The sequence below is a fragment of the Brevibacillus laterosporus genome, from assembly GCF_030489605.1.
In the GTDB taxonomy this organism is placed as follows: Bacteria; Bacillota; Bacilli; order Brevibacillales; family Brevibacillaceae; genus Brevibacillus_B; species Brevibacillus_B laterosporus_E.
This window is the reverse complement of sequence record NZ_JAUKFY010000008.1, coordinates 57976-84226: the sequence shown is the minus strand read 5'-3', so window position 1 is coordinate 84226 and position 26251 is coordinate 57976. Positions and strand designations below refer to the sequence as shown.

15 protein-coding genes are annotated in these 26251 nt (G+C 43.1%); 4 read left to right on the top strand and 11 right to left on the bottom strand.

Features of this window, described 5'->3' with window-relative positions; genetic code table 11:
• Positions 1-37: 37 nt before the first annotated feature.
• The 4 genes from addA to QZ995_RS10950 are packed head-to-tail and all read right to left on the bottom strand — an operon-like array spanning position 38 to position 12641.
• Positions 38-4228 (bottom strand): helicase-exonuclease AddAB subunit AddA, encoded by a 4191-nt coding sequence (gene addA, locus QZ995_RS10965; protein WP_301806628.1) that lies wholly within the window; start codon positions 4226-4228, stop codon positions 38-40.
• A complete protein-coding gene (gene addB / locus QZ995_RS10960; RefSeq protein WP_301806626.1) occupies positions 4225-7695 on the bottom strand; it encodes a helicase-exonuclease AddAB subunit AddB in 3471 nt (1156 codons plus the stop codon). Before addB ends, addA begins: the two co-directional genes overlap by 4 nt.
• A gap of 12 nt (positions 7696-7707) precedes the next feature.
• Positions 7708-11385 carry an AAA family ATPase gene (locus tag QZ995_RS10955; protein ID WP_301806624.1) on the bottom strand — a complete coding sequence of 1226 codons (3678 nt, stop codon included), beginning with the start codon at positions 11383-11385 and terminating at the stop codon, positions 7708-7710.
• Complete coding sequence (locus QZ995_RS10950; protein WP_301806623.1) at positions 11385-12641, bottom strand: exonuclease SbcCD subunit D; 1257 nt, start codon at positions 12639-12641, stop codon at positions 11385-11387. The genes QZ995_RS10955 and QZ995_RS10950 overlap by 1 nt, the downstream gene beginning before the upstream one ends.
• A 183-nt stretch (positions 12642-12824) precedes the next feature.
• On the opposite strand from QZ995_RS10950, the gene QZ995_RS10945 reads away from it, so the two are divergent.
• On the top strand, positions 12825-13409 hold the full coding sequence (locus QZ995_RS10945; protein WP_301806621.1) for a GNAT family N-acetyltransferase: 585 nt from the start codon (positions 12825-12827) through the stop codon (positions 13407-13409).
• Positions 13410-13451: 42 nt separating this feature from the next.
• Here the strand turns inward: QZ995_RS10945 and QZ995_RS10940 are convergent, their stop codons facing one another.
• Together QZ995_RS10940 and cyoE are read right to left on the bottom strand one after the other, a co-directional pair.
• Positions 13452-14348, bottom strand: a complete 897-nt coding sequence (locus tag QZ995_RS10940) for a COX15/CtaA family protein (protein WP_301806620.1) — start codon at positions 14346-14348, stop codon at positions 13452-13454.
• Between the two features lie 205 nt (positions 14349-14553).
• The gene (gene cyoE, locus QZ995_RS10935; protein WP_031411643.1) at positions 14554-15504 is read right to left on the bottom strand and encodes a heme o synthase; all 951 of its coding nucleotides are present in this window, start codon (positions 15502-15504) and stop codon (positions 14554-14556) included.
• A gap of 270 nt (positions 15505-15774) precedes the next feature.
• Between cyoE and QZ995_RS10930 the strand changes: the two genes are divergently transcribed.
• Complete coding sequence (locus QZ995_RS10930) at positions 15775-16545, top strand: sulfite exporter TauE/SafE family protein (protein ID WP_301806615.1); 771 nt, start codon at positions 15775-15777, stop codon at positions 16543-16545.
• A gap of 120 nt (positions 16546-16665) precedes the next feature.
• The gene (locus QZ995_RS10925; protein ID WP_113756953.1) at positions 16666-16752 is read left to right on the top strand and encodes a putative holin-like toxin; all 87 of its coding nucleotides are present in this window, start codon (positions 16666-16668) and stop codon (positions 16750-16752) included.
• A 263-nt stretch (positions 16753-17015) separates the two neighbouring features.
• Here QZ995_RS10925 and QZ995_RS10920 read toward each other — a convergent pair whose 3' ends face one another.
• A complete protein-coding gene (locus QZ995_RS10920; RefSeq protein ID WP_301806614.1) occupies positions 17016-19313 on the bottom strand; it encodes an immune inhibitor A domain-containing protein in 2298 nt (765 codons plus the stop codon).
• A gap of 345 nt (positions 19314-19658) precedes the next feature.
• Here QZ995_RS10920 and QZ995_RS10915 point away from each other — a divergent pair, with 345 nt between their 5' ends.
• Positions 19659-19973, top strand: coding sequence for a DUF4870 domain-containing protein (locus QZ995_RS10915; protein WP_003334459.1), 315 nt, complete (start codon positions 19659-19661; stop codon positions 19971-19973).
• A gap of 81 nt (positions 19974-20054) precedes the next feature.
• Here the strand turns inward: QZ995_RS10915 and QZ995_RS10910 are convergent, their stop codons facing one another.
• The 4 genes from QZ995_RS10910 to adhE all read right to left on the bottom strand — a co-directional run bounded on the left by QZ995_RS10910 (position 20055) and on the right by adhE (position 25896).
• A complete protein-coding gene (locus QZ995_RS10910) occupies positions 20055-20849 on the bottom strand; it encodes an ABC transporter ATP-binding protein (protein ID WP_301806610.1) in 795 nt (264 codons plus the stop codon).
• Positions 20843-21772: an ABC transporter permease gene (locus QZ995_RS10905; RefSeq protein WP_301806608.1), complete on the bottom strand. Its 930-nt coding sequence runs from the start codon at positions 21770-21772 to the stop codon at positions 20843-20845. The genes QZ995_RS10910 and QZ995_RS10905 overlap by 7 nt, the downstream gene beginning before the upstream one ends.
• Positions 21773-21898: 126 nt before the next feature.
• Entirely contained in the window at positions 21899-22912 is a 1014-nt protein-coding gene (locus QZ995_RS10900; protein WP_301806607.1) for an ABC transporter substrate-binding protein, read from the bottom strand.
• A gap of 374 nt (positions 22913-23286) precedes the next feature.
• Complete coding sequence (gene adhE, locus QZ995_RS10895) at positions 23287-25896, bottom strand: bifunctional acetaldehyde-CoA/alcohol dehydrogenase (RefSeq protein WP_301806605.1); 2610 nt, start codon at positions 25894-25896, stop codon at positions 23287-23289.
• Between the last annotated feature and the right edge of the window lie 355 nt (positions 25897-26251).

The window sequence follows — 26251 nt, the reverse complement described above, 5'->3', positions numbered from 1 at the left end:
AATTTTCGGGAAACCTCTTTGTTTTTTTCAAACGTCCTTATGCTTCATGCAATGGTACCGCAAGTCCCGTTGCCATAGCTATCAAATAGCGGTTCGCAACTGGCTCTTTCCAGCTCTCCTCAAGAGCGCGTGCGTACAAGCTTATTTGCTCGTTGTATCTTGTCCGAAGTATCTGAGCTGCTTTAGTTTCGTCTGCTGGTAATTGATCTGTTTTATAATCGATCAAAGTCAATCCACCGTCCGCCTCACGAATAACACAATCAATTACCCCTTGCACAAGTACCCGTTCGTCACCTGAATCAGTTAATAATAATTCTGCTTGTTCTGCAAGCAAGCGAGATCTAATATCACGTAAAGGAACGGCAAGCATAAATGGCAGCTCTCTGTATACCTTGACAGCCTTTTGCATGCGATGTCCCAAATCACTGGCAAAAAAACGAGCTATAGAAGCAATATCCACCACACTGGCCTGCTTCTTAGTCAACATCTGTCGTGCTATCATTTGCCCGATCTGGTCAGTAACGTCCGCTTGATCTAAGGCTCTATTCAACTGTAGATTTTGCATAATCAAATGCGTAAAGGTACCTATTTCTGCCTTCGTAAAAATAGGTTTTTCATACTTCGTTTGATTTGCCAGCTTCTCGCGTCTTTCTTTCTTGATAATTACGGAATCACTATCTGCTATGAAATTCGGATCACATTTTTCGCTGTTTATATCCTGACTCTTCTTGTCCGTTTCTGTTAGAAATCTCGGCTTCTTTGTGAGTCTTGACTGGCGTAGCCTTGAACCCTTTTCAAATGGCTCAAGGTTTGCATTAAGGTGTCCGTGGTCTTCGGCTACAGCCTGAGTGGACAACTGTCTATCCATTTGGCTTCTTATTCCTGCTACCAATTGAGATTGTGTGTCTACACGCTCATTCTCCCAATCAAGCTTAACTCCAGCTCCTTCTGCTCCTTCGGCTAGATTTGCGGCTTGACTCTTCAATTCGCTAACAGTCCATTTAGCAGGCACCTGTGACACGACCTGTGGAGCATACTGCCATTCCAGCACAGACCTAATCTTATCACGCCATTCCTCTGCATGTGGATGATCAGGAACTGGCTTTCGCTTCTGCAATAAGGAGAAAACCTCCTCATCATGCTCACTCTGTTCGGTTATCGCCATCAGATCACTCGGCTGATAAAACTGGAACTGCCACACAGACGGATCTCGCACTAGCGGAATCGAGGAAATATCCTGACTCTCTGGGCACAGCAAGCGTAATGGTTCTCCATGTTTGTGCCGTACTAATGCTCGACCAATCCAATCAAGATAGCCTTTCGCTTGGATTAAATCTTCATCAGATAGAGTCTCTTTATCAGTAGACTGGCTGCACCAAGCGATGGCTGATTTGCTCAAGTCCTTAGCTGAGCCCACAAGGATAAGCTTCTCTCTAGCCCTAGTCAGCGCAACATACAGTACACGCATCTCTTCTGCCAGCATCTCTAATTTAAGCTTTTGACGAATGCCTAAAAAAGCTAAGCTTGGATAACGCAGACGCAAAACCGGGTCAGCCACCTGTGGGCCAAAGCCTAAGTCCTTGTGCAGTAAAAAACGGCCTTTCATATCGCTTTGGTTAAACTGTTTACCCATTCCAGCCACAAATACGACTGGAAATTCCAATCCCTTACTTTTATGGATCGTCATTAAACGGACTACATTTTCACTTTCTGTAATGGTTCGCGCCTCTCCAAGATCGTTCTCTTGCTCCTGCATTCGATCAATAAAGCGTAAAAATCGAAACAATCCACGATACGAGGTAGCTTCGTATTGCTTCGCTCTGTCATACAAAGCGCGTAGATTTGCCTGACGCTGCGCCCCATTTTCTAGTGATGCTACATAATCAACATAGCCTGTCTGGGTATAAATATCAGACAATAACTCTGCTACAGAGCTTCGTCTTCCCAGTGTTCGCCAGCCCTGCACCATCCGATAGAATCGGCGAAGCTTTGCCATTACGACTCGATTCAACTGTTCCTCCTCGGTCATAATATACTGTTCGACTGCCTGATAAAAAGGCCCCGTAGGAGTCAACACACGAATCTGAGCTAAATCTTCTTCGCTAAGGCCGATAAGAGGAGAACGAAGTACCGCCGTTAATGGGATATCCTGCTTCGGATTATCTATGACACGTAATAATGACATGATTACATCCACTTCATTTGCAGAAAAGTAACCCTGATTCTGTTCCACATAGATAGGGATTCCAGCCTGCTTACATTCGTCTGCTATTGCTTGTCCCCAGCCCGCAGTAGCTCGAAGCAAAATAACAATATCCCGATATTCCAGGGGACGCATCCCCTGTGTTTTTTTATCAAATACAAGTAACGGCTGACCTCCCACACCAGGCTCTAGCCATTCCCTAATACGCTTGGCAATCAATCGTGCTTCCAGCTGAGCAACAGAGGCTTCTTCTTCAAGAGTAGGTAGAGCTTCTCCTTCACTATCATAGCTATCTATATTTTCTATAGAGCTAGTACCTGCTCGCTCCGACAATTGCCCTGAACTGGACTCCTCCGATTCAAATCCCGTACGATCGATTAAATGTACTTCTACCGCTAATTGTTCTGGCTCTATCTCCGGATAGGAAGCTCGACCAATCAATTCTGCTGCTTGATCGTAAGTAATCTCGCCTACACGCGGAGTCATGACTAGGCGAAACAGATAATTGACAGCATCCACTACTTCCTTTCGACTGCGGAAGTTAGCGGCCAAATCAATTCGCTTTCCCTTCAGCTCCAAAGGCACACTCTTTTCCTTAGGAGCAAAGGGATCCTTTTCTTCATTGGTTTCATACGAATCGTACTTTTGCATAAATAGATTAGGCTCAGCAAGTCGGAAGCGATAAATACTCTGTTTAACATCCCCTACCATGAAACGATTTGCTGCCACTCCCGCTGTCTCTTTCCTTGATACCAACTGTAAAATCGTTTCCTGCACAAGATTGATATCCTGATACTCATCGACTAGCACTTCAGCAAATTGTTCCTGCAGTTGCATGGCAATAGCAGAGGGGACGAAGCTGCCATCCTCTTGTTCCTGCTGCAAAATACGCAGTGCCAGATGCTCCAGATCGCTAAAATCAACAAGAGCCCGTTCTTGCTTAGCCTGCTGAAAGGCCTGTTTAAACTCACTAACAAGCCGAGCCAGTGTGTGCATATAAGGAGCCATTCGTTTGAGGTCTGCCGCATATTGCTCAGGCGTCATCGTGAAATATTCTTCCAGCAGCTTCTTTGTCTTATCTTTTACACCATTGCGTAGTTTTTGCACCTGTTCTTTAAGCAGAGGGTCAGCATCCTTTACTGCTGGCAATCGACCGAATGCAATGCTTCTCATACTGTCATCCAACTGCTTCCACCCTTGCTCAGCAGCACATTTCGCTTGATTAATGAAGGTAAGCTCCTGCTGTAATAAAGGCACGTATGCTCCAGGTCCGTCTGGTTCTTCCGCAAGAGCTATTGCTTTTTTTACTTGTGACTCAAGGGCAGATAATTCCAAAGAAATAGCCCCTGCCAATGTCACGACCCAAGGAGATTCGTGTAGCTCTTCCATTTGTGTACGAGCAAACATATCGGCTGCATTTTTTAGCCAACGATCTGGATGCGGGTGACTTTGGGAGAAGTCAAACAATCGCATAAATAACCCCATTAACGCCTCGTCATCCTGGCCCTCTACCATCACGTCAGCTAGTGCTGCAAAGCTTTCATCAGATTCATACCAATGTTCAAATTGCTCTTCCAATACATCCTGACGCAGTAATTCTGCCTCCATTTCATCTGCAATGCGAAACCCTGGATCAAGCTCCACCATGAAATAATACTGACGTAACAAGCCCAAACAAAAAGAATGCAACGTTGTAATGGTTGCTCGTTGCAGTAAAACCAACTGCTTCCGTAAATGGGCAGAGGTAGGATCGCTTTCCAAGGCTTTACGCAGGGCATCGCCAATTCGATGGCGCATCTCGGCAGCAGCCGCATTTGTAAATGTTACAACCAGTAGCTGATCCACCCCTGCAGCCTCGTTAACGTCAGAGATTTTACGAATAATCCGCTCTACTAAAACCGAGGTTTTACCAGAACCGGCAGCAGCAGCTACCAGCAGATTATCTCCCTTTTCGATAATGGCTCTCCACTGCTCATCAGTCCAGTGACTAGGCTTTTGTTCCACTACATTCTCCTGCTCACTCATGCTCCTACCTCCCTTCCCGCGTCATCTTGTTCGCAGACTTCTTCACGAATTAACTCCCAAACTTCCTTATCGGTCTTTTTACTTAATAAACGTGGCTGATTGCCATCCAATAAACTATCGAACTGACAAACCGACTTATACGCACAAGTCTGACATGCAAGTCTTGGCCCCTGCATATAAGGCGCGATGCTTATATCTCCATCTGTTAATCGTTTCCCCAGCTTCACAATACATTTGCGCACAAATTTTTGCAGAAGGTCAAACTGCTCCTTGGAAGCTACTGACGAATATTGAGTGAAGCTTCCATCCTTTTTTATCCCAAACGGAAGCAGATCAGAATTCCCCGATTCTGTTTGGCTATCCATTAATCGCGCTAGTTCCGGGTCTGCTAGCATAAGTCCCTTCATTTTCAGCTTATTTTGCCGTTCCGCTTCCACCTGCTCGGCTGACAGCATTTGTTTAGCAGCAACAAACGGATCTGCTACCTGATAATAGAAGACACCACCTACCTCAGCCTGCTTGCCTACCCATTTCTCAGCGTTGCTTACAGCTACATCCAGATATACTAGCAATTGGAGATTCAATCCATTCCACACATCGGACAAAACAAGGGCTTTCGGGCCCGATTTATAGTCAATCACTCGTAAAAATTCAGTTTCTGTTCCTACAGAGTGATCAATTCGGTCAATTCTGCCTAACAAATGTAATTTGATCCCATCTTCCAGCTCCAGAGTCAGCCCCGGAATTTCTCCGCCAGGCCCAAAAGCAATTTCCAGACCAATCGGTTCAAATTGACTTCTTCGAGCATGCTCACTCAGTACAGAGATCGCCCGCCCAACAGCACGTTTTAATTTCTTTGTGACATAACGATAACGAGCAGTTCGTTGCAAAATACTGCTTCTGGTTTGTGGAACAAGCTCCTCCACCACCTGATCAGCCAACTGCATGCTACCTTGCTCCGTCATATCACTCCAATTAACCTGCTGTTTGTTCATTTGCTCTACTGCCATTTTTAAAGACGCATGAAAAAGCTCACCAACATCAAATCTTTCTAGACGGTACATTTGGCGTTCACTTAACCGCAGACCATGTGAGGAAAAATGGGAATAGGCGCAGGCTTGGAATCGTTCTAACCGGGAAACACTTACCCGAATCTCATTTCCGTACAAGGAACGACTAACTTCTTTCGAGAGTGGATAAGCACGGTTTTGATACCCCAGCCCCGATAACAGCCATTTCTCTCGCTTTTCATCTTCTGAATTCTCAAGGAACCAGTCATACACATCCCACCAGAATGGGGGAAGCGAAATTCCTTTTTTTAATTGACGAATTAATGTGAGTAAATGACTGAACACCTGCCGGGGTCTTCCCAGCAAGCCTATATCCAACTGTGGTTCTGCAGTTGGTTCGTTGTGAAAATATCCAATCGTAAGGCCAGGCAAGGTCTTTTTCATCTCTTCATACAAGCTAGATGGTAGCAGGGCTTTGCCTTCTTCATCAGCCAACGGGCAACTAATCCATAGTCGCTCCGATGGCCGTGTCATAGCACGATAGAGAAGATATTGCTCATTCATGAGCTTTCGCTTCGCTGTTGGTGCTAGTTCAATACCTGCCTTTTCCAGCTTTTCTCGCTCCGCTTCGTTTAAAATCCCTTCTTCTTTGGGACGTAGTGGGATCACACCTTCATTTGCTCCCATCACGAACAATGCTTTTACGTCAGGTTGACGGGAGCGCTCCATGGACCCAATGACCACTTGATCCAGCGAAGGAGGAACTAAGGCAAGACGAATACTATCAAGGCCTGTATCTATGATCCGAGCAAATGTAACAAGCTCCATATCTTCATCGCCCATTACTTCTACTATCTGATCCAATAAATCCATCACATCATTGTAAACCTGTTCGTGCTCACGAACAGCTTCTAAATCGCCTTCTAATTCGGCCTGTTCCTGCCACTTCTCCAGCTTAGTAGGAACATCCTGCATTTGTAAAAATTCATATAGGACGGTCGCCATTTGGCGTACACCTGATTTGCAAGCCACTCTCATATTAGCCTCAAACGTTTTAAGAGGTGTTGCATATTGTTGACGTATGGACTCAATTTGCTCGTATAAAGCATTAGTTCCGTGAAACCTCCACTCATCCATGGACCAATAATATCCCTGAATGCCATAGCTGAGCACATAGTTTTCTAGCAAATCAATCTCAGCCCTCGATTGGCTAAGCGGCTGACTCAGCGGGGACAGTAAATCAGTTTTTAAGCAACGAAAGACGGCGTCATATCTCCAATTTTTAGAGATAACCTCAAGTGATGAACGAATAAATTCAATCAAAGGATGATGACTTACGGTTCTCTTTTGATCAAGAAAGAATGGTATATCATAGCTCGTAAATACATGAGCAATTTCTTCAGAATAGGTACCCATTTCTCGCAAAAGCACAGCCATATCACGATATCTGTAGCCATAATCACGTGCAAGTGACAAAATTTGCAGAGCGACCGCTTGTACCTCAGCCCTGCGATTGGCGGCTGTAAACAGCTTTACCTCGTCAACATGCTTAGGTGAAGGCAGAACAGCAGGCTTTTTCCAGTCAAAATATTTTTGTTCCACCTGTGCAAGCCATGGACTACCAGCAACTCGATAGTTATGCTCAAACAAACGCGGCTCCTCAATTGGAATATTACCTCGCATCGCAATATCTAGTAGCTTTTGATACGTTTCCATTGTTGGGTAGAAATGCGAAAGATCATCTAGCGGTTTCATCCGATCCTGCGGGTCTAAACACAAAGTAATATTTACTTGTTTTGCGCAGTACATCAATTGCTCAATTAAGGCATATTCCTGTTTTGTAAAACCACTAAAACCATCAATCCAGATCTCTGCATCTGCAATAAAACTAGATTGAGCTAGCTTGCTGGCAACTGTGGAATAAAGTTCATCACTGTCAAAATATTTATCTGTAACATATTCTTCATACGCTCTCATGATTAATAGCAAATCATGTAATTTATGCTGCAGGGTTGCATTCTCTATTTGTAGCTGCTCCAGCATTTCCAGACTGACACTATACTTCTTACATTCACTGATCATTTGTACTAATTCTTCAGCAAATCCTGGCTGCAAGGCAGAACGATGAAACACCTTTAGTTCATCCTGATAACGTTCTAATAGCAGTCGCAGCACCATCTGCTTACCTCGTTCATCAATAGGAAGCGTTGTCAGTCCTCCAACCTCCTGCAATATTCGGTAGGAAAGGCGGCCAAAGCTTAACACCTGTGCTCTGATATGACTTGAGTACCCGGGCAAATTGATTAATTTATATTCTTCCTGAAAAGTAGACTGCTCGGGAACCAGGTAGATTAGAGGGGGACCCATCCGTTCCTCATCGAGCTTCTTTATTACGTCAGAATAGATCGCAGCAGTCTTGCCGGTACCTGCCCGGCCTAGTAAAAACTGTACAGCCAATTGTCTCCCCTCCTATTCCATCTCCATATGAATGCGACTACCAGACCCAAGCGGTTCAGCAGGGGTAATAACCAGTCGTCGCGGCATACGCAATTTCAGTTCCGGTACATGGCTAATTAATCCTATAGTAAATTGGCTCATTCTTAGCTTCTCTAAAGCATCCAGCACAACCTCTAGCAATTCAGGATCTAAGGTTCCAAACCCTTCATCCAAGAAGAAGAATTCCAAGCGCCCTCCCCGCATTTGAATTTCAACTGATAGAGCCAATGCTAGAGATAAAGCCGTTAAGAACGTTTCCCCTCCGGATAAAGTATTAACAGCACGGCGTAGTCCACCTGCTGCTTCATCTCGCAAGACGAATTCTCCACCATCTCCAATTTCCAGTGCATAACGGCCTTTCGTCATACGCCCTAAATGGTAGGTAGCATCCCGGGCAATCGTCATCATTTTTTCTTCAGCAATATACTGAACAAATGATTTTCCTTCAAACAGCTTTCGTAACTCTTCTAAGCGGCTCTGCTCATCAATGACAGCACCGAATTCTTTCTCTATTTTTTTCCATTTCTCGTGATTTTGTTGCACGATTAGGAGTCTCTCTTTGGCCAGCGTTAAAGCTTCCCTACATTCAGACAAGCGTTTCTCTCCTTCTGAAAAGGAGGTAAAAAGCTCATTGTAAGCCTCCTCGCTTACAGACCGATCAGCAAGAGATTCAACTAAACGTGTCTTAGCATAAGACAATTCCGTCAGCTGCTTTTGATAGCTTTCTACCGCTGCCTGATACGAATCCAATAAAGCTCGGCGCTCATAATATTCATAGACGGTTTCCCGATCAGCAAACATAGCATGCGACAAAGCTTGTTCAACTTCCAATTCCAATTCCTTTGCTTGCTTCGTAAGCTGTAAATTTGTTTCTTCTAATGAAACCAATGATTCTATCAATTGTTGCCGTTGATTTATCAGTTGAAGCTTTAGAGTATCTGCTCGTTCTGCTGCTGTCCGTAGCTCTTGTAGATTCTGCTCCAACAACTGCAATAATTCATTAGCCGGTCTACCCTGTGTACGTATCTGCCATTGTTCTTGTTTAGCTTTATATTGTGCCTCTCGATCGTCATGGCGTTGTTGTAACACTGTTAGTCTGGCTTGTTTTTCTCCCCGCTGTTCTATCTGAACTTGCTTTTGTTGCTGTAATTCCTCAAGGGATTTTTCCAGATTCACGCGTAGCGCACGCAATTCTTCCTGTCTTTGCTCCATCTTTTCCATTTTGGCGTGATGAGCTTCAATCTGATCACGTGGAATTTCGCCCCGTAGTTCATCCAATTGCTGTTCTGCGTTTAAGAAAGCTTTTTGATGCTCCAACAGACGCTTGTTAACTTGCTGTAGCTGCTCCTGCTGACCTTCCAGCCAGGTCGTGATTTTTTCATGTTGCGCCTTTTTTTCCAACTCTTCATCACGTTGTTCACGAAGAAGCTTTTGCAATTCTTCTAGTTGCTTCACATGGCTTTGACGTTGTTCCGAGAGTTCTTTTACTTCTTGACTAACCTGTTTGAACTTCCCGCCCAATTCATCGACAGACGCTACAACCCACTCTTCGCCCAATTGAATTAATTGGTGCTTGATATGCTGCAAATCTTGATCAAGCTGTGCATTTTCCTTTTGCAAGGAATCTTTTCGTTCCAATAATCCAGCGAGCTCGACTCTGACCTGCTGACAAGCTTCCGAGGCACTCCTCCATTCCTCCTCCACCTGTTCCAGGATGTGATCTAAGTTGGCCCGACGGTCACGCAAAGCTGATTCCTGCTGTTGTAGCAAAGAAGCTTGGGCTGTTGTCTGCGCAATATTGCCCGTATCCGCATCTGTATCCTGATAAGGATGATGCGTTGATCCACAAACCGGGCATTCTTCATTAGCTCTTAGCTGTAAACGCAACGCATGAGCCATATTCGCCTGCTGCCAAAAGGCCCATTTTGTCTCCCACTCTTTTAACTGATTTTGACTAGCCACTCTCTTGGTTTCTAGGTGTTTCAATGTTTGTTCTGCCTGCTGTAACCTGGTTGTGACATCAGCATGTAAAGCAGTCCAGTCCGTCCATTTTAATTGCCAATCATCCTGTTTTTTTTCGAAGCCACGCCAATCAATGCCGATGCGTTTTACATCTACTAGCTGTTCACGTAACCGAGTAATGTCTTCTTCACTTCTGATCGGCTGCGCTTCTTTTTCAACTAACGCGGTTTCGGTCTCTTTACGCTTTTCATGAGCATGAATATATAAGCTATTGGCTTCATTTAATCGGGTTTGCCCAAGCTGTACCTTTTGAGATAGCTCCGTTGCTTCACGCTCAGTGCTTACAAAACGTTGCTCTTCCTGAATAAAAGCAATTTTGGCCTGTTGCATCGCACGAATCGCTTTGCGTTCCTCTGAACGCAATGTAGTCTGTTGCCATTCAGCATCAATCTTTTGCAGGTCTTGAGCTGCTACCGCTCTTTGCTGATCAAGTGCTGACAGCATAGCCTCATCCTGATCTATTTGCTGCTGTAATAAACGGATCTCTGTCTGGTATTGCCCGATTTCCTGAGCTAATTTTACTATTTCTTGCTCCCACTCTGCGGCTTGCTGCAGTTCGATTCTCTTCTGAATTAGCTGCGGCTCCTCTTCTCGCAATCGTTGTTGGGCTTGTTGGCTTACTTGTTCAGCCTCTTGGCAACGCAACTCTACTTGCTCCCGCTCTACTCGTTTAGCAAGCAACTGTTGCTTAGCATCTTCCCATAGCTTTATCGTCTGTCGTTCCTTTTGCACCAATGGATAAAGAGAAACAGATGCCTCCAGCCTAGCTATTTCATTTTTTCGCAGCATGATTTGTTGAGCCTGCTCTTCAAGCTGTGTCAGCTTTTGTTGAATTTCCTTCAATTCGAACTGCCACTTGCGAATTTGTTCCCATTCATTCTTTTGATTCAACAAAGCCTTGTGAATCTGCTCCGCTTCCGCATACTCCTTCTCTAATCCCGCTGCCTCCTGGGTCGCCGCTTCAACAGCTTCCTTGCTCGCATCACCTAGCCGTGCTTCTTCCACTTCTAACTGATGCAGAGAGGCTTTATTGCTGTCAATCTGCTCCTTGACCCGTTGCATCAGCTTTTCGCCATACTCGTGCAATTGAAAAATCCGCTGGAGCATTTCATTTCGCTCACTGCCTTTTAAGGTCAAAAACTTAGAAAATTGGCCTTGCGGTAGCACGACTGCCCGTGTGAAATCATGAATGGTTAAACCCACCAGCTTCTCGATCATGGATGTAGCTGCTGTGGCTTTTGACTCCAGCACCTGATCTTGTTCTCCATCAAGTAAGCCATGATGAATTAAACGTACTTCCGGCTGCTTTCGATTTCCATTTTTGTTCAGCCCAAACTCCCTCTCGATGGTAAAGCGCTGTCGTTGGCTCGCCCCTCCTAATTCAAAGGTAAAGGAGACAAACAGCCGCGACTCCAATTGATTGAGAACCTCATGTGGATGCGAACCTCCTCCTGTACGAACAACCTGTCCATACAACGCCAGCGTAATCGCGTCCAAAATGGTGGACTTACCGCTGCCAGTTGGGCCAAAAATCCCAAATAATCCGGCTTCACATAACGTTTCAAAATCAATCTCCTGCAAATCTCGATAACTATTTAATCCTGATAGTTTCAAGTAAATGGGTTTCATTATTCATCTCCTCCTGGCTGTTTTTTTGTCTCAGCATCAGAGGCTATCATCAAACGGGAAAATAATTGAATAACCTGTTCATCCGGTGAAGTTCCACGCTTTCGCTCATAGAAACGAGTAAAAAGCTGTACAGGATTTAATTCCTCGCGTTTTTCTACTTCCTGCCTCTCCTGTTCTGCGGAGGCAACCAGCACGCGCTGTACCTTTACAAAGTTATCGCTCAGCTTGCGAATACGTTGAAACTCTGCTGGATCAATCACATCATCCACGTGAATTTCTAAATCAATCCAACAATCTGCATCTTTTCCTTCCTCCAGCCACTTTTCAACTTCTGCTATTCCGCCAGTCGCCTTCCATCTTGCTAGAGTACGACCGCATTTTAAATAAATAATTTCTTCTTTCGGTTGCTGACCCGGAATAATCTCCACCATCACCACCGCCTTGCTTTGTCCCGCCTCTGAAAAGCTGTACGATAACGGTGAGCCACTATAGCGAATCAATGGTGCTTCGCTTAGTTTTTGCAAACGGTGCAAATGACCTAAGGCAACATAATCTGCTTGTGGAGGAAATGCATCCAGCGAGACAGTATGTGTCCCACCAATCTGTATGGGACGCTCCGAGTCAGTCTCCATTCCGCCCATAGCAAACAGATGGCTTGTTATAATATTGACCGTATCCTGTCGAAAATGGCTGGCTAAATCGTGGAGGAGGTCTTTGATTCTCTCGCTGAATGCCTGTTGCATTTGCTCTGGTGTAAAGCTTTCACTAATCAATTCCTTTAATCGTGCTTCTGAAGGATATGATAAAGCCACCACTACAGCGGTATGCTCTACTCCCGGAATGGCAATCTCAAACCAGGATGATCCTCCATCAAGGATTCTTACTTTATCTGCCGACGTTTCAGACTTAGTAAGCAAGGGCTGCTCCTTAGGCAAACCAAGCAACACAATTCCATGCTTATGAGCTAGCGGCGAAGCAGCGCGCACCCGCTCTGGTTGGTCGTGATTACCTGCAATAACGACTACCCCGCGCTTACCTTCTGCTGACAATCTCTCTAAGGCTTCATAATACAGCTCCTCTGCCCATGCCGGTGGGTTTACAGAGTCATATACATCACCTGCTATCACCACTAAATCTATTTGTTTATCCTCAACAATCTGGCATAGTTCGTCTACAAAAGCCGCTTGTTCTATACGTCTATCCCGACCTTCCAGCAATCTGCCGAAGTGCCAGTCTGCTGTATGTAAAATACGCATCTTTCCACCTCTATCGATCATTTGTTTGCTTTTATCTATTGTACCAGAAGTAAGAGGGTTGCTTCAGAAAAGATAGTGATGAAAGTTTTGGAGATATTCTTTTGTTTCTACCAAAACCTGTGATATACATAGAATAAGAAAAAATACGTTCAAGGAACTAATACATATAAAGGAGTTGGATCAATGATAACCGACTACCCTGTTCTCGTAACCGAACGACTCATGCTCCTCCATTTATCCTTGCATCAGGCCGATGACCTTTTTGAAATCTTTTCAAAGGAAGAAACCACACATCATGTCCCCAGAAAAATCCATAAAAGCAAATTAGATACGGTTCTGTACTTAGAAAAACGAATAGCCGATTGCGCAGAGAAAAAAGCCTTTATTTGGGCGATCTATCATCGAGAATCTGGTAAAACCATTGGAGTGGCGGGTCTTTTTCAATATGCGGAAAAAGAAAAAAGCGCTTCATTAGGTGCAGTCCTTCATCCTGACTATCGCGGAAAAGGAATGACATACGAATCGCTTCGAGCAGTAATGGCTTATGGGTTTAAAGAAATCGGTCTCGTTCGCATGGAAGGTAAATGTGAAGCAACTAACACTCTATCCGAACGTGTCATGCAACGATTGGGGATGGTTTATGAAGGAACGTTGCGTAAAAATGTATTAATCAAAGGGGAACTGCGGGATTCAAAGGTATACTCCGTCTTACAGGACGAATATATGGAGGATGATCAGGCTTCTTCAGCAAGTCATCCGTCTACCTAAAAAAAGAGCGAGAACACCTCGCTCTTTTCATATCTCCGCTTTTTAGGATGGCCTCTTCAATGTCTGTAAGCCTAAGTAGCATAGGATGCCAAAAAATACTGTAATGATGGCAGAATGTGTCAAAGTAGCATATAATTCTAAATTGGCAAACACCACTAATCCCCCACTAAGAACTTGAAGAATAACCAATACAAGCGCCAGTTTAGAGCAGGTATAAATATCTTTGCGTGATTCTTTATAATGTTTGGCAGCATATACATAAATTCCGATTATCAACAGCACCAATACAGCAGCAGCCACCCTATGTAAAAACTGAACACCTACCTGACCACTCAATTCTGGAATAAGCTTTCCATTACAAAGCGGCCAACCCGAACAGCCCAAGCTGGAGCCTGTATGACGCACATAGGCGCCCAAATACACAACCCCGTAAGCGTATAAACTTACCATCCACACATATAAACCAAAACCTTTTTCAACAGTTCCCTTGATTACATTCTGGAGGCGTTCACGGTTAATCACAAACATAGTAAGCATAAATACCCCTGTATAAGCGAGTAACGAAAAGCCAAAATGAAGAGCTAAGACAGGTGAAGATTGCGGCCAAATGACTGCAGAGGCTCCTAGGATAGATTCTACTACAATAAAAAACATTCCGAAAATTGCTAGCCCTAATACTTCTTTATTGCCCTTGTATTTAAAGATCGAGTAAATAGAAAAGACAACCACTACAATCCCCGCTAGACCAGTGGTTAATCGATGAACATACTCAATGATCGACTCCAAAGCATAGGAAGGAACAAACCTCCCGTTACACAATGGCCAATCATTTCCACAGCCGAGACCAGAATTAGTTTTGGTTACTAAAGAACCGGCAATCATCACGATAAACATAACAAGAGTCGAGAGGATCGCTAATCGTTTTACATTTTTGTCCATTTCCATACCTCTTTTATTAATGTAGCAAATCGTTTTGAAGAAGCAACGAACCTAGCTGGCGCAAAAATGTAACCGCCATCTTTTTAATAAATTCCTTTATTCCGAATTTTTTCTTACTTCCTTTAACAGTAAAGAAACATCCCCCGCTTTGCAAGAGATGTTCCTATATTAATGTGTGATAAACATGTCAACTTTTCAAACTTTTTTATAAATGAACCAAAATTGCGCTGATAACCATTGCGGCACACATCACTGTTAAGTAAATGAGCGAATAACCAAATAGCTTTTTCGCCCACGCCATATCATCCTTGGCAGAAAAACCTTGGAAGAGAAGCACTACATAAATAATCCCCATGATGGATGCGACAATAAAATATAACATACCTACATTCCCGTATAGGAATAAAATGAGTGATGCCGGCAGTAATGCAGCACCCCAGAAGAACATCTGTCGCTTGGTCTCTTCAAATCCGCGTACCACCGGAAGCATTGGAATACCGCCTGCTCGGTAATCCTCCACCTTCATCATAGCCAATGACAAGAAGTGCGGAGATTGCCACAAGAAAATGATTAGAAACAAAGTCCAGGCTCCTAAATCAAGCGTTCCTGTTACGGCAGCCCAGCCAATTAAAGGCGGCATGGCTCCTGAGACGCTACCTACTACGGTATTCAAAGTGCTGACACGCTTCATCGGGGTATAAATTAACACATAAAAAATGTGCCCCACCAGACCACAAACTGCTGCCAGCGGATTAGCTAGAAAGAACAGCACTATCAATCCAAGCAATAATAAACCTAGTCCAAAAATCAATGCATTACGTGGTTGTATTCGTCCTGATGCTAAAGCACGGTTTTGCGTTCGTTTCATTCTTTTATCCAGATCGCGATCCAGATAGTTATTCAGTACAGCACCAGAGCCAATAATGACGGAAGTTCCGATCAACGTATAGATCGTTAGGTCAAATTGAAAATTTTTAAATCCTGCTGAAGCTAGCCAAATGCCAGCAAAAGCAGTAAGCAAGTTAGAAAAAATAATACCTGGTTTCATTAATTGTACATAATCTGATAGCGTTGCGGGTTCAGTTTGCACTTGTTTTGTATCCATATCATCTAGGAAAGAGGTGCCGGACTCCTTTAAGTCAACCTCGTGTTCCATATTGCAAGGCTCCTTTCCTTCTTTCAAAATAAGTGATCCCATATCCTATAACAGCGGAATATTTACTCGAAAGTCTATAGCTAAGAAGTGATTTTTTTCATAAATAGATTCGCATTCATTGTAGCGAATCTTTCCATATACAGTCAACAATAGAAACACAGTTAGCACACAACAACTGTCCCTCGCCCATTTTTTGATTGATACGCACCCTGATTCTATCTGCTCCATACCATGTAAAGGTACACTCGCCCATAGAAGAGAGGGTTTCGCATGATCGATATTTCATTGACTCTCATCGGTATGTTAGTTGGCTTTCTTGTCGGATTAACAGGAGTAGGTGGGGCAGCATTACTGACGCCCTTCTTAATCATGATGGGGATTCAGCCAACGATCGCCGTAGGAACAGACCTTGTCTACAACTCCATTACAAAAATATTTGGCACTCTTCAGCATTGGAGACAAAAAACCGTGAACTGGACCATTGTATTCTATTTAGGTGTTGGAAGTGTTCCCAGCGCCATTCTCGCCGTTAATTCTCTACATTGGATACAAACAAATTTCGGTTCGGCTGATGTAGTAGTCAAAAAGGTTTTAGGCTTTGCGCTGATTCTCATTCCTATTGTCATGCTGATCAAAACGATTCGATCTCATAAAGAAGTGAAGCCAAACAAATGGCAACTGAAAACAATGCAAGAAAAAAGTATGTTAGTCATTACTTCAGGAGCCATTTTGGGCTTTATCGTAGGCTTTACCTCTGTTGGCAGCGGCTCTTTATTTGCTCTTGTTTTGCTTTACCTTTTTCAAATGCGAGGTGCCTCAACGGTCGGAACCGATATTGCCCACGCTTTCTTTCTTGTTACCGCTGCTGGTTTCACTCATATTCTATATGGAAACATAAATTATGCTACCGTATTCCAATTGTTAACAGGTTCGATTCCCGGTGTTTTTATTGGAAGTTTGCTTGCTCTTAAAGTGCCTACCATTCATTTACGCTACATGATTTGCGTTATTATTTTAATCAGCGGTCTAAAAATGATTTAACAATCATGACATTTTACAAAATAATACAACAAAGGAAAATATCATGATATAATAAATTTTAAGCAGATAAGTCAAACGACGGTAAGGCGGACCGTATCCCCACGGAAAGGGGGTGGGCATATGTCAGTGTATGAAGGCTTATCATTGATGATTACGTTTGGGACACTCATCATAGCCTTGCTGACCGCCTCTGCCAAACGGAAATGACCACTAGTCTGTCTAATAAACAGAAAAGTGGCCATGGCTGACTCGAACGGCTACCTACCCCGTACGACTATTTGCGATCGCCGCAGGTGTTCGGCCACCTGCGGTTTTTCTATGAGGTTCGACAATATTTTTGTAATTTTTTGTCGAAACAGGTTGCTATTTCCAACAATTCATATGTTAACACAAATGCTCGAATTCATGTAACCTATTTTCTAATTTTTGGTGAAGACTTTCTAACAAGTTGTCTTTTTTTGTCCTATTCTCTAGTCTTTCCACACTTCGATTGTAGCCTTTGAGAAGTCCTCCTCAACATCCTTGATCTTGATGTTAAGACCTACCTGCGGCAGTATCATCCCTACATCCTCTAAGCCTGGCATCGAGTAATCCTTTTCATCAGAGAAGGTTGTTACACCCTTCCTCGACGGACTCCACATATTGCCCAAGATATAATCAAGATTAACTTCACTGGTAGAATTCGGACTAAACGCGGCATCACTTACTTGGTAACGGGCATCAGCTGGTTTCTTCTTGTTATCATCCCAATATTTTATTTGTTGATGGGAATCAACTACGCCAAGCATTCCATGACCAGGATGCAAGCTGGTTTTATTATCTTCCGTTGCACCATATTTCCCATCGTAATACCAAATAACCATTCCAGGATCATAGGTTAAAAATGTTTCTCCACGGCGAAAATATTTCAATCCTTCATCAGCACCGTTATAAGAGCGTAATTCTACGAGATAATAGGCATCATATTTTTTACCCTTGCCATCGAATTGAGTGAAGCCGTCTAATTCCATCTTAGGCTCCTCTTCAGCATCATCTTTAAATACCTCTTCACCATCAACTGATACTACGATGTTATCCAGATATACTCCCTGCTTCGTCGTAGCAGCATCTGTCACGTATTCAAATTGGAATTTCATTTTTTTCCCGGCATACTCAGAGAGATCAATCTCTACTTCCTCCCATTCCTCGGGATCATCGCTCCAATCCTCTACTAATTCCTCCTCGCCTGTATCCACATCAATAGCATTTAGGTATAAGAAATCGTAATTTTTTTCAATACTCCTCCACATATCTACAGTCATTGCCGCTTCCGTAGCATCCGTGAGGTCAATTTCAGGAGTGGTAATCGTACTTGTTAAATTATCACCTTCATCCGAAAAATAAGAATATTCACCCTGAAAGGGCTTCGTTGGTGCATCCTTGATAATCTCAGGCATATCTATTTTTAGTACCATGTTATTATCAATATCCTGGTTTACCGCTTCATGCAATGTAAACTTCTGTTTCTTGCGAAGGTCAGCATAATCTACTACCTGCGGAGATACCCATTTGCCTCCGTACATTTCTTGCAGCATCATCTTAGACCATGGATCAAGACTGGTTGGTTCTGTTTGAAATACATAGCCTGTGTGACTGCCGCTTGACATTAATGACCAAGCTCCAACTGGAGAATCGTGTCCGCCTTTATTCGTATCATATAAGTCCGGTAAGCCCAAATTATGTCCATACTCATGACTGAAAACACCTGGCGCTCCATCTTCTGGCTGAATCATATAATCATATGCAAGTAAATTGGTTCCTGGTATCTTAACAGGCTCTTCCAGCGTCCAACGATGTGACCAGATCGCATCATCATCCTCTCCTGTTTCTTCCCCAATACCGGCATGTACCAGCATCAGGTTATCCAAAATGCCGTCCGGTTCATTTAAATCTCCGTCTCCATCAAGATCGTAAGGGTCACGTTGATCGTATTCCTCCTCATGGCCAGCAATTGCCTTACCTACCTGCTCCAAGGATTCAATAACTAGCTCACGCGGGTGAGCATCCCCGCCGTTTCTATTCTTTCCATAGTATTTATAGGAATGTTTAGCAGCTATCCAAGGTGTTACTATCCCGTTTACAGACCAAGTATCACGCGATTGCTCCTCGTAATATTTAGCCATTGTGGTCATTGATGTACCCTCCGGCGTAGTATATCCGCCTGGTTCAAACAGCATTTTTTCATAATGTTCTTCATTAAAATCAGCCGTCCAAATCGAATCCTTCACTTTTGGTAATTCATTGTGACGCCGATCGGGGAACTCAATGAGACTAACAACGATATTATCAACAAACATATTATCGTCAAAATTTCTGGAACGCTTCTTCCCTTTAAATTCAGCTACATTCTGGATGACCTCTTCTTTAGCAGCTTCTTGACTCCGCTTTGCCTCAGCACCGAATGAGCTTGAGGTATCTGGCCCGCTCGGTATTCGCTTATCCTCCAGATATTGCTTGATCGAATCTCGAATCTCATCCTGAGTAGCATCTTCGGCAATAATGCCTCTTGCCTGTAGATTTTTCGCTAAACGATCGAGGTTAAGAGTAGATTCGTCTACCGGTGCAAAATTGTCTTTTGTCGTTTCTTTGTTTTTGTTCTTCTTCTGGTGATACCTTTGCTGCTTCGTATCTTTCTTGCTCTTGGCTTCCGTAATACTTGGTACGCCTGCCATTGTACTAATAAGCAGCGCGGAGGCAAGCAGCGCAGACATTGTCTTTCTCCACTTCATCTGAAAACCTTCCTTTCCCCCTATAAAAACTCATTATTCGGTTATCTTTTTACCATTCTTTTCATAATCATAAAATCCTTTTACATTTTTTTATTTTTTTCGATAAATCAAATATATATTTCGACAATTGTTCCACTTTCATTTAACTAATCCTCTCCGTCTCTAGGAGGAGATAAAAATCATTCGTTTGCTGGTATAAAAAACATTGATTCACTTGTAAAATAAAAGTGTAAAACAAAGAAATATTTTGAGTATGACATTTTGAAAATTCATTGGGAACATGATATCATGTGAATCTATTGTTACTTACGAGATATTCGCTATAACGAATAGGAGGTTTATGCTATGGAAATGAATCAAGTGTTAAAATTACTATCCCATGCCAGCACTTTTTTTGCTCCCATCATCGGGCCCATTCTTATTTGGTTACTCGCATCTGATCGATATGTCAAAAACGTAGCTCTGCAAGCACTCGTTTTCCATATTTCCATGTCTGTATTGATCGGTATTTCTTGGGCTTTGTCGTTTATACTAATCGGTATTCCGTTTCTCATCGTGTTCGGAATCATGGCTCTCTACTGCCCAATCAAAGGTATCTTCTACTCTCTTACAGGTAGAACGTACTACTATCCAATCATTGGTCGTCTGATCAACGGCTAATAGGGATTTTCATATAAAAAAGCCAATGCCTAGGTCATATCACCATAAGCATTGGCTTTTGCATTTTCATAGTTTCGTTTGTTACGACAGTAAATACCGATCCTCTGCAAAGCTCTCGCCCCGCGCTGTTTCAAAAGCCTGCAGCAGCTCTTTTGTCGTCATGTCAGCTTTTTGCTCCTGCCCTACGTCCAAAATAATTTTGCCCTCATGCAGCATCAGCAATCGATTTCCTAGCGAAAGTGCCTGCTCCATGTTATGTGTGACCATGAGAGTCGTTAGCTGATCACGTTCGACAATTCGCTTAGTCAGTGCGGTTATCAGTGCCGCCCGCTTCGGATCAAGCGCTGCGGTATGTTCATCTAACAGCAAGATTTTTGGCTTCGTCAAGGTTGCCATTAACAAGCTTAGAGCTTGACGTTGGCCTCCAGATAACAGGCCTACCTTAGCCTGCAAGCGATCTTCCAGCCCTTGCTCCAAAATGCTCAATTGTTCGCGAAAGAAGCTCCGTTTTGACTTCGTAACCCCTAGTCGGAACAACCTACGCTCCCCTCGCGCTAGTGCGATAGCTAGATTTTCCTCAATAGTCATATGGGGTGCGGTTCCCGCCATTGGGTCTTGGAATACTCTACCTATATATTTAGCGCGTTGATGCTCTCCCCTGCGTGTTACATCCTGCCCATCAATACATACTTGTCCACCATCCGGCAACAAGGCTCCGCCGATCATATTTAGCAATGTTGATTTACCCGCTCCATTACTGCCTATTACGGTTACAAAATCGCCCGGCTTCAAATGTAAATGAATTTGCTGTAAAGCAATCTTCTCGTTTACAGTTCCTCTATAAAACAGCTTAGACACATCTGTTAGCTTTAGCATGATTTATTCCCTCCTTTACCTAGGACAGGCAGGTGCTTATTCATCCCACGCAAAACATTCGGTAAAGTAAGTGCCACAATCACTAGTAAAGCGGTAATCAGCTTCATATCGCCAGGCGACAAACCAACTTTTAATGCATAAGTAATGACAAATCGGTACAATAAGGAGCCAATAATAACTGCAAAGGTAGCTCTCATGATGCTCTTATCGCCAACAATCACTTCCCCAATAATAACAGAGGCGAGCCCGATGATAATCATGCCGATTCCCATGTTTACATCGCCAAATCCTTGAAATTGGGCAATTAGCGCCCCAGATAAGGCCACCAGTGCATTAGATAAGGCCAGTCCCATAATTAACGTTCCATCCGTACCAACCCCATAGCTCCGTATCATAGTTGGATTATCTCCAGTAGCACGCAGATCAAGCCCTATATCAGAATGTAAAAAATAATCTAAGGCTCCTTTTAAGATGAAAACTCCCACTAGGAAAAGCAACGCAACTCCCGAAAACAATGTAATGCCATTCACCGTGAAGTCTGGAATAGACATATCCTTTGCCATTGAATACAGTGTCGTTTCACGTAACAGGGGAACATTTGATTTACCCATTATCCGTAAATTAATCGAATATAGGGCAATCATGGTTAAAATCCCTGCAAGGAGCCCGTTAATTTTCCCCTTCGTAGTAAGTACTCCTGTAAAAGCTCCTGCTAATGCTCCCCCTCCTGTAGCAACTAAAGTAGCTAATACAGGATTTGTTCCTTCCGAAATCAAGGTAGCTGCCATTGCTCCACCTAAGGCAAAGCTCCCGTCTACTGTTAAATCAGGAAAGGTAAGAATGCGAAACGTAAGATAAACACCTAAAGCCATTACAGCAAATAATAATCCTTGTTCCAAAGCTCCCATCATTGCTACACTCATCTGTCATCCTCCTGTGCTCGTCTCAGCTTACTAATCTCCAATTATCTGCATCAAAGGATTTTTGCTCTCTCCAAGCAGTACCTCGTCTAATCGCACGCCAAAAAGAGGGCATCGCTGCCCCCTTTGTTATTTCACGATTTCTTTCGCTTCTTTACGCAAATCATCTGAAATAGTCAAACCAAACTTTTGAGCAGCCTTCTCGTTAATGACTAATTCGGTATCCTTTCCAACTTCAACCGGTGTATTTGCCACACTCTGACCATTCAGAATACGCCCGACCATTTCCCCGGTCTGTTTGCCCATCTTGTAATAATCAATGCCATACGTAGCCACTGCACCGCGTTTCACAGTATCCATATCGGATGCAAACACCGGTACTTTCGCCTTCTCCGCTACACCAAGCACGCCTTCAATGGAAGCAACCACTGTATTATCAATCGGGATAAAAATAGCTTCCACTTTGCCAATTAAGGATTGAGCGCCCATTTGCACTTCATTTTGACTGCTGATGCCTGCTGGGACTACTTCGATACCCATTTTTTGACCAGCCGCCTGTAAATCCTTAACCTGAACCTCTGCATTTACTTCTGATGTAGTATAGATGACACCGATTTTTTTGATGGTAGGAATGAACTTTTGAACGAGCTTCAACTGCACTTCCATTGACAATTTATCAGAAGTTCCTGTTACATTCTTATCTGGTTTATCTAAAGAAGGCACTAATCCTGCTGACACAGGATCTGTTACTGTAGTAAATACTACTGGAACATCTTCAATAGCTTTAGCCAACGCTTGAGCGGATGGAGTAGCAATCGCCACTGCCACGTCTTTCTTGTCGCTGGCAAATTTCTGAGCAATTGTGATGGTATTATTCAGTTCGCCGTTTGCGTTCTGATAATCTACTTCCAGGTTCTTACCCTCTTCATAGCCTTTATCTTTTAATCCATCCTTAATTCCTTGATAAATGGAATCTAGGGCAGGATGCTGTACAAATTGGGATACACCAATTTTGACCTGCTTATCTGATTCACCTTGTCCAGCTGCTGTTACTCCCTCCTGCTTTGCAGTTGGTGCAGCACCACATGCAGCTAATGACAACGCTAATCCAACAGACATGATAAAACCTGTTACTTTTCTCATCTAAACTCTCCTCCTCAGCTCTATAAACCCTGTACTATACTGGTCTAACCTGCACTGTTTCCTAAAAAGCCTATCTACTCTTCTCTAACTGCTCTCTCAACTGTACTGCTATGTTCTTTTGTAATACATTATCTGATTTTTTGAAGACTGTAAATATAATTTCTGAAATATGCTGAAATTAACAAATGCTTCAGTAAAATTTTTTACATAGTAAGAATACAGCAGCTAAAGTAATAAGATTGCTGTCGCGCAGGAAAGAAAAAAACGGCGAGCCAGATTCGGCTCGCCCAATTTAGTAGTGTGAAGGGAAGGTTATCATATGAAAATCGGAAAGGGGAAGCTATATGGTATAGCTAACACAAATTTGTGTAGCTCTACACGCCTTTGAATGCGTTTCGGTAAATCTCTGCAAGTTCAGTAACTAATGGCATTTTAGGGTTAGCCGTAGTGCATTGGTCTTCGAATGCGAGAACTGCTAAGCGATCTACTTCTTTTTCGAAGGCTTCTTTTGTTACTCCATTCGCTTCAATGCTCATTGGAATATCTAAAGATTTTCCTAATGTAACGACGGCTTGAATCAGACTTTCAACACCCTCTTCTGTTGTTTTAGCAGGCAGTCCTAGCAAACGAGCGATTTCTGCGTAGCGCTCATGTGCTATGAACTTTTCATATCGAGGGAAAGATGCGAATTTATTAGGAACAGTAGCATTAAAGCGAATAACATGTGGCATTAAAATCGCATTGGAACGACCGTGTGCAAGATGGAATTCAGCTCCCAGTTTGTGTGCCAAGCTGTGGTTGATACCCAGGAATGCGTTGGCAAAAGCCATACCTGCTATGCAAGATGCATTGTGGACCTTTTGACGGGCGACCTCGTCTCCACCGTCTTTGTAGGCACGTGGCAAGTATTCAAAGATAAGCTGAATGGCTTTTAGTGCCAAACCATCTGTGAAATCATTTGCCATTACAGATACATACGCCTCCATCGCGTGAGTAAGGACGTCCATACCAGTATCAGCAGTGATTACCTTTGGCACAGTCATTACAAATTGCGGATCAAGGATCGCCACGTCAGGAGTCAATTCGTAATCAGCAATTGGATATTTCATGTTTTTCTCACGGTCAGTAATTACCGCAAATGGTGTTACCTCAGAACCAGTACCAGAGGTGGTAGGAATCGCAACAAATTTAGCTAAACGGCCTAGTTTAGGGAATTTATAAACGCGTTTACGGATATCCAAGAATTTTTGGTATAGGTTTTGGAATTCTTCATTTGGATATTCATAGAACAACCACATCGCTTTCGCTGCATCCATCGCAGAACCGCCGCCTAATGCAATGATCACATCAGGGCGGAAATCCACCATGAGCTCAGTTCCTTTACGTACAGTTGTTACAGATGGATCTGGCTCTACATCGCTAAACACTTTGCAATGGACGTATTGAGAACGACTGCGGAGATTTCTCAATACCTTATCTACATAGCCTAGTTTTACCATAGCTGGGTCTGTCACGATTACAGCACGAGAGATGTCAGGCATATCTTGAAGATATTGAATTGAATTTTTCTCAAAGTATATTTTCTCTGGAATCTTAAACCATTGCATGTTCACGCGTCGTTTCGCCACCTTTTTGACGTTGATCATATGCACAGCACTAACGTTGGTAGATACAGAGTTTCGGCCATAAGAACCGCAACCAAGCGTTAGGGATGGAATGAATTCGTTGTAAATATCCCCGATTGCACCTTGAGAAGATGGAGCATTCACTACGATACGGCAAGCCTTCATTCTCATTCCGAATGCTTCCATGAGATCATCGTCTTCTGTATGGATAACAGCTGTATGTCCCAAGCCGCCGAATTCAAGCATTTCTTCTGCACGGCGGAAGCCTTCATCCGCGTTTTTCACTTTATAGCATGCAAGGACAGGACTTAATTTTTCACGAGAGAGTGGATTGTCAGGACCTACACCTGTCAATTCTGCGACTAAAATTTTCGTTTCCGGATCTACTTGGACACCGGCCATTTCCGCAATAACTGCCGCTGGTTTTCCTACGATATCCGCATTGACGGCGCATGTATTTTCATTTATGACCAATTTCTCCACTTTGGCCTTTTCATCAGGTGTCAAAAAGTGGCAATTATTGGAGATCATAAGTTGTTTAACTCGTTCATAGATGGGCGCATCAACAATCACAGCTTGCTCAGAAGCACAAATCATACCATTGTCAAAGGTTTTGGATAAAATCAAATCATTTACCGCACGCTCGATTACCGCCGTCCGTTCAATATAGCAAGGTACGTTACCAGGACCTACTCCAAGTGCCGGCTTACCTGTACTGTAAGCTGATTTCACCATACCGGCTCCACCTGTTGCTAATACAAGAGCTGTGCCTGGATGATTCATCAATTGTTTGGTTGCTTCCAGGGAAGGCTGGTCGATCCACTGAATGCAATTCTTTGGAGCCCCAGCTTTCATTGCTGCTTCATATAATGTTCGCGCCGCTTCTGCACTAGACTTCTGTGCAGATGGATGGAAGGCGAAGATAATTGGGTTTCTGGTTTTAATAGAAATGATTGCTTTGAACATGGTGGTAGAGGTCGGGTTTGTTACTGGTGTAACCCCTGCTACTACACCAATCGGTTCAGCTATTTCGATGATGCCATTCTGCTCATCTTCACGGATAAGACCAACTGTTTTATCCTTTTTAATACTGTTATAAATATATTCTGTAGAGAAAATGTTTTTGATCATCTTATCTTCAAAAACACCGCGTCCTGTTTCCTCATGAGCCAATTTTGCCAAATATACGTGCTTATCTAACCCGGCTAACGCCATTGCTTTTACAATGCTGTCTATTTGCTCCTGATCGTAATTAGCAAAGTCCTTTAACGCTTGGTTACCATTCTCGACCAAGGTATCAATCATTGTTTTTGCTGCCTCTTCTTTTGCTTGCTCCTGCACTTTTCCTTCATTGCTCATGGTTTCTTCCTCCTTATTAAATAAGAAAGCATTGTATCCACACATTTAGTGAAAAATTTCACATATCTCTTTAAAAATAAAGTGAAATTTTTCACATTATAGTTTACAAGGAACTTTTTCTAGTTAATATAAAGTAGTGCAACAAAGCAATTCCTTATAAACCGCCTTAGAGCTATCTTTTTCTATTCAGCTCCTCGGTACACACTTATCTTACTCGATAACCACGCATATGTAAGTGATGTTTATCACACGTTTGTGTATTTTTTTAACTAACTTTTTTAGACTTTACACTTATCTCCTATCATGTTTCAATAAAAATCTGGTATGCTACATAAAAGGATACTTCTGTATCGAC